Annotated in this window: 7 protein-coding genes; all 7 read left to right on the forward strand. The window is 70.0% G+C overall.

The window, feature by feature from the left end; all coding sequences use genetic code 11:
- A partial coding sequence (locus MMB92_RS34875; RefSeq protein ID WP_277563260.1) for a DNA polymerase III subunit gamma/tau C-terminal domain-containing protein occupies positions 1–1225 on the forward strand: 1225 nt, incomplete at its 5' end.
- A 95-nt stretch (positions 1226–1320) separates the two neighbouring features.
- Positions 1321–1647, forward strand: coding sequence for a YbaB/EbfC family nucleoid-associated protein (locus MMB92_RS34880; RefSeq protein ID WP_006482124.1), 327 nt, complete (start codon positions 1321–1323; stop codon positions 1645–1647).
- 31 nt (positions 1648–1678) lie between these two features.
- Positions 1679–2275 carry a recombination mediator RecR gene (gene recR, locus MMB92_RS34885; RefSeq protein WP_006478665.1) on the forward strand — a complete coding sequence of 199 codons (597 nt, stop codon included), beginning with the start codon at positions 1679–1681 and terminating at the stop codon, positions 2273–2275.
- Between the two features lie 48 nt (positions 2276–2323).
- Entirely contained in the window at positions 2324–3529 is a 1206-nt protein-coding gene (locus tag MMB92_RS34890) for a CaiB/BaiF CoA-transferase family protein (protein ID WP_277563261.1), read from the forward strand.
- 221 nt (positions 3530–3750) lie between these two features.
- Positions 3751–4512, forward strand: coding sequence for a 5'/3'-nucleotidase SurE (gene surE / locus MMB92_RS34895; RefSeq protein ID WP_006482126.1), 762 nt, complete (start codon positions 3751–3753; stop codon positions 4510–4512).
- On the forward strand, positions 4509–5441 hold the full coding sequence (locus tag MMB92_RS34900; protein WP_034201645.1) for a protein-L-isoaspartate(D-aspartate) O-methyltransferase: 933 nt from the start codon (positions 4509–4511) through the stop codon (positions 5439–5441). Before surE ends, MMB92_RS34900 begins: the two co-directional genes overlap by 4 nt.
- A 5-nt stretch (positions 5442–5446) precedes the next feature.
- On the forward strand, positions 5447–5879 hold a 433-nt coding region (locus MMB92_RS34905; RefSeq protein ID WP_277563262.1), incomplete at its 3' end, for a LysM domain-containing protein.

Here is a 5879-nt window from a genome sequence, read left to right on the forward strand (position 1 = left end):
GGCCCCGCGTGCTACGGCGGCACCGGCCGCCGCCGCGGCGAAGCCGGTATCGGCCGCGCCGGCAAGCGCAGCGCGCCCGCCAGCCGCGACGCCGGCTGCGCCGGTCGCCCGTTCGGCGCCGGTGCAATCGAGCGATGAAGCCGAACGGCCGGCCGCCAAGCCGGCTGCCGTTCAGTCACCGGCAGAAGCAGCGCCGGAACCGGTCGCGGCTGACGTGCAAGCTGTCGAGCCTCCTCAGCCGGAAACGAAGGCAGCGCCCGTCGGCGACACGCCGCCTCCCGCGCGCAAGGAACCCGAGCCGCCCGCCGTTGCCGTCGTGCAGCGAAACGACGAACCGGCTCCGCAGGCCGAACCGGCGCCGCGCGTCGCATCGCCCGAGCCGGCCGCCGCACGGCCGGCGGCGCGCGCGGGCGGTGCCGCCGCCGCACTCGACGTGCTGCGCAATGCGGGGATGCGCGTGTCGTCGGACCGCGGGCGCGCAGGCGCTGCCGCCAAGCCGGCTGCGGCCCAGCCGGCTGCTGAAAAGCCGGTCGCGCCGCGTCCGGCCGTCCAGGTGCCGACGCCGCGTGCTGCCGCCCGTGCGCCGCAAGCAGCCGATTCGCGCCAGCCGTCGCCGCCGTGGGAAGACATCCCGCCCGACGACTACGTGCCGCTCAGCGCCGACGAAATGTTCGGCGGGTCCGACGACGCCTTCGTGCCGGTGTTCGACAGCGGTCCCGACGACGTGCGCGTGACGCCGAAGCCGGCGGACGCGCGTCCGGCCGCGCCGATCGACACGCGTCCGCTGCCGCCCGCGATCGCGCTCGATCCGATCGGTTTCGACGGCGAATGGCCGGCGCTGGCCGCGCGGTTGCCGCTGAAGGGTGTCGCGTACCAGCTCGCGTTCAACAGCGAGCTGACGGCCGTCGATGCAACCGCATTGAAATTGTCCGTGCCGGTGCCGCAGTATGCGGACGCCGCACAGGTGGCGAAGCTGAAGGCCGCACTGGCCGATGCGCTCGGCAAGCCGGTCGAGGTGACCGTCGAGGTCGGGCCCGCGCGGCGCACCGCGGCGGCGCTCGATGCGGCCGCGCGCGCGGCGCGCCAGCGCGAAGCCGAACAGGAGATTCACGGCGATCCGTTCGTCCAGCAGCTCGTGCGCGAGTTCGGTGCACGCATCGTCGAAGGGTCGGTGCGCCCGCTCGCCGATTCGGCGCCGGACGGCGCGCCGCCGACGCTGCATTGAACTGAGCGCCCCGCGACAGGCACAATCACGCCCCGCACACATTGGCCGGCACGCGCCGCGTGCCGGTTTTCACACGATCAAGAAGGAGTATTCCCATGTTGAAAGGCAACCTCGCCGGACTGATGAAGCAAGCGCAGCAAATGCAGGAAAACATGAAGAAGATGCAGGAGCAGCTTGCGCTCATCGAAGTCGAAGGGCAGTCGGGCGCCGGCCTCGTCAAGGTGACGATGACGTGCCGCAACGAAGTGCGCCGCGTGTCGATCGACCCGAGCCTGCTCGCGGACGACAAGGACATGCTCGAGGATCTCGTCGCCGCTGCGTTCAACGACGCGGTGCGCAAGGCCGAAGCCACGTCGCAGGAAAAGATGAGCGGCATGACGTCGGGCCTGCCGCTGCCCCCGGGCTTCAAGCTGCCGTTCTGAGCGCGGCGTCCTTGCCACTGTTTGCCGCCGTATGAAACAGCCGTCCGCCCTGTCCGCCCTCGTCGAAGCGTTGCGCGTGCTGCCCGGCGTCGGGCCGAAATCCGCGCAGCGCATGGCGGTTCACCTGATGCAGCACGACCGTGAGGGCGCGGAGCGGCTCGGCCGGTCGCTGCTGTTCGCGACCGAGCACCTGCAGCACTGCGAGAAGTGCAACACGTTCACCGAAGCGCAGATCTGCGAGGTCTGCAGCGACGAGGAGCGTGATCCGACGCTGCTGTGCGTCGTCGAGACGCCTGCCGACCAGATCATGCTCGAGCAGACGATGACCTACCGCGGGTTGTATTTCGTGCTGATGGGGCGACTGAGCCCGCTCGACGGGATCGGCCCGAAGGAAATCCATTTCGACCGCCTCGTGCGGCGCGCGTCCGACGGCGTCGTCAAGGAAGTCGTGCTCGCGACCAACTTCACGAACGAAGGCGAAGCCACCGCCCACTACCTCGGCCAGACGCTCAAGGCGCGCGGGCTGGCGGTCACGCGCCTAGCGCGCGGCGTGCCGGTGGGCGGCGAGCTCGAGTACGTCGACGCGGGCACCATCGCCCGCGCGATGCTCGACCGCCGCACGATGTAAGCCGGGCGCCGCCTGCGGGCGGCGCCGTTCCTCATGCCAGGGAGACACATGAGCACCAGCCAGGGCCCGCTCGCGGGCGTCAAAGTGCTCGAATTCGGAACGCTGATCGCGGGGCCGTTCGCGTCGCGGCTGTTCGCCGAATTCGGCGCGGAAGTGATCAAGATCGAGGATCCGAACGGCGGCGACCCACTGCGCAAGTGGCGCAAGCTCCATCCGGAGCAGGGCGGCACGTCGCTGTGGTGGTCCGTGCAGGCGCGCAACAAGAAATCGGTCACGCTGAACCTGAAGACCGACGCCGGCAAGGCGATCGCGCGGCAGCTCGCAAGCGAGGCCGACATCGTGATCGAGAACTTCCGCCCGGGCCTGCTCGAAAAGCTCGGGCTCGGCTACGACGTGCTGTCGGCCGACAATCCGGGCCTCGTGATGGTGCGCCTGTCCGGCTACGGGCAGACGGGCCCGTACCGCGACCGGCCCGGCTTCGGCGCGATCGCCGAATCGATGGGCGGGCTGCGCCACATCACCGGCTATCCGGATCTGCCGCCGCCGCGCATCGGCATCTCGATCGGCGACTCGATCGCCGCGCTGCACGGCGTGATCGGCGCGCTGATGGCGCTCCATCACCGCAAGGTCAACGGCGGCGCGGGGCAGGTGGTCGACGTTGCACTGTATGAAGCCGTCTTCAACATGATGGAAAGCGTGGTGCCCGAGTACGGCGTGTACGGGATGGTGCGCGAGCGCACCGGCGCGTCGCTGCCGGGTATCGTGCCGTCGAATACGTATGCATGCCGCGACGGCAGCATCGTGATCGGCGGCAACAGCGATCCGATCTTCAAGCGGCTGATGAAGGCGATCGAGCGCGACGACCTCGCCGACGATCCCGCGCTCGCGCAAAACGACGGGCGCGTGCCGCGCACGCAGGAAATCGACGACGCGATCGCCGCGTGGCTCGCGCCGCGCACGATCGAAGAGGCGCTCGCCGTGCTGAATGCGGCCGACGTGCCGGCCGGGCGCATCTACAGCGCCGCCGACATGTTCACCGATCCGCAGTTCGTCGCGCGCCAGATGATCCAGCGTTTCAAGCTGGCCGACGGCACCGACATTCCGCTGCCGAACATCACGCCGAAGCTGTCGGACACGCCGGGCGAAACGCGCTGGCTCGGGCCCGAGCTCGGCGAGCACACCGACGAGGTGCTGCGCGGCCTCGGCTACGACGCGCAGGCGATTGCCGCGCTGCGCGAGGCGGGCGCGATCTGAGTGCCCCGCGGCCTGGCGCCTTGCGCCGGGCCGCCCGACGGACGCCTTTTCCGACGAGTCGTTCGTCGGGGCGAAAAACCCCGGCGACCCGGTGTTTTCCCCGGCGCATGGAATGCCGCCGCACGATGCGGCGGCGCATCGTGCGCCCATGCGTATACCCACCCGTCCGCGGCCGCCGGACTGTCGCTCTCGCGCCATCTTTCCTCGGTTACAATCGCCGGATGCGAATCCTACTCAGCAACGACGACGGCTATCTCGCCCCCGGTCTCGCCGCGCTCAGCGAAGCGCTGCAGCCGCTGGCCGAGCTCACGGTGATCGCGCCCGAGCAGAACTGCAGCGGCGCGTCGAACTCCCTCACGTTGTCGCGGCCGCTGTCGGTGCAGCGCGCAGCGGGTACGGGTTTCTTCTACGTGAACGGCACGCCGACCGATTCGGTGCACGTCGCGCTGACGGGGATGGCCGATGAGAGGCCCGACATCGTCGTATCCGGCATCAACAACGGCCAGAACATGGGCGAAGACACGCTCTATTCGGGGACAGTTGCAGCCGCCACCGAGGGCATCATGTTCGGTGTGCCGGCGATTGCGTTCTCGCTGGTCGACAAGGGCTGGGCCCAGCTGCCGGACGCCGCGCGCGTCGCCGCGGAAATCGTCGCGCATTACCTCGCGCACCCGCTGCCGGGCAACCCGCTGCTGAACGTCAATATTCCGAACCTGCCGTACGACGAGCTGAAGGGCTGGAAGGTTACGCGCCTCGGCAAGCGTCATCCGTCGCAGCCGGTGATCCGCCAGACCGACCCGCGCGGCGAGCCGATCTACTGGATCGGTGCCGCGGGCGACGCGCTGGACGCCAGCGAGGGCACCGATTTTCACGCCGTCGCAAACGGTTTCGTGTCGATCACGCCGCTGCAGCTCGATCTCACGCATACGCAGATGCTGCCCGCGACGCGCGAATGGGTGCGCGCCGGAGGGCGGGCTTCATGAGCGGCGAGCGCGCGAAGCGGTTCCCGCTCGCGCTCGAAGATCTCAAGCGAGCGCCACGCAAGTCGGACGGTCGGGCCGGTGAACGCCAGGCGGCGGGCGCGGTGCCGAAGGCCGCCGACAAACCCGCAGCCGTGCTGAAACCGGTTGCGGTGAAGCCGGCCGCCGTGCGGGCGCCGCTGCCGGGTATCGGCGCCGCGAAACCGGCGACCGCACCGAAGCCGACCGTGCTCAAGCCAGCGCTGCCGAAGCCGGCTGCGCCCACGATCGCGCCGGCCGGCGCGTTCGCCCTCACGTCGGAACGTGTGCGCGAGCGGATGGTCGAACGCCTGCGCGCGAACGGCGTGACCGATACGCGCGTGCTGGACGCGATGGCCGCGGTGCCGCGCCACATGTTCGTGGATCCGGGGCTCGCGACGCAGGCCTACGAGGATTCGGCGCTGCCGATCGGCCATCAGCAAACCATTTCAAAGCCGTCGGTCGTCGCGCGCATGATCGAGCTCGCGATGGCCGGCCGCACACTCGAGCGCGTGCTCGAGATCGGCACGGGCTGCGGCTATCAGGCCGCCGTGCTGAGCCACGTGGCACGCGACGTGTATTCGATTGAACGCATCAAGCCGCTGTATGAGCGCGCGAAGCTGAACCTGCGGCCGCTGCGCGTGCCGAACATCCGTCTGCACTATGGCGACGGGCGTGTCGGCCTGCCGTCCGCGGCCCCGTTCGACGCGATCGTGATCGCGGCGGCGGGGCTCGACGTGCCGCAGGCACTGCTCGAGCAGCTCGCGATCGGCGGGCGGCTCGTCGCGCCGGTCGGCGCGCAGAGCGGGCAGCACCAGGTGCTCACGCTCGTCGAGCGCGTCGCGCACGCGCAATGGCGAGAGTCCCGGCTTGATCGCGTTTTCTTTGTCCCTTTAAAATCCGGAGTGATTTGAAACCGATGAGTATGTTGCGCGCGATGCAAAACAACCGATCCCGGGAACCGCTCACGCTCGCCCAGCGCGCGATCTGTGTGGCTGCGTTCTCCACGCTACTGGCCGCCTGTGCGACGCGGCTCGACAACGCGCCCGTCGTCGACCGCTCCGGGTCGCTCGGCACGACCGCCACCGCGCAGCCCGCGGTGCCGCTCGGCCCGCCGCCGCCTGGCTTCTATCGTGTGAAGCCGGGCGACACGCTGTACCGGATTGCGCTTGAGAATGGGCAGAACTATCGCGACATCGCGTCGTGGAACAACCTGGCGAACCCGAACCAGATCGAAGTCGACCAGCTGCTGCGCGTGGCGCCGCCGGGCGGCGCCGCGGTCGCGGGTGCGCCGGCCGCCGCGCCGATCGTCGGTGGCGCGGTCGCGACGGCACCGCTGAGCAGCGGTCCGG

Origin of the sequence: Burkholderia sp. IO2, assembly GCF_029522185.1 — a bacterium.
Taxonomy (GTDB): Bacteria; Pseudomonadota; Gammaproteobacteria; order Burkholderiales; family Burkholderiaceae; genus Burkholderia; species Burkholderia cenocepacia.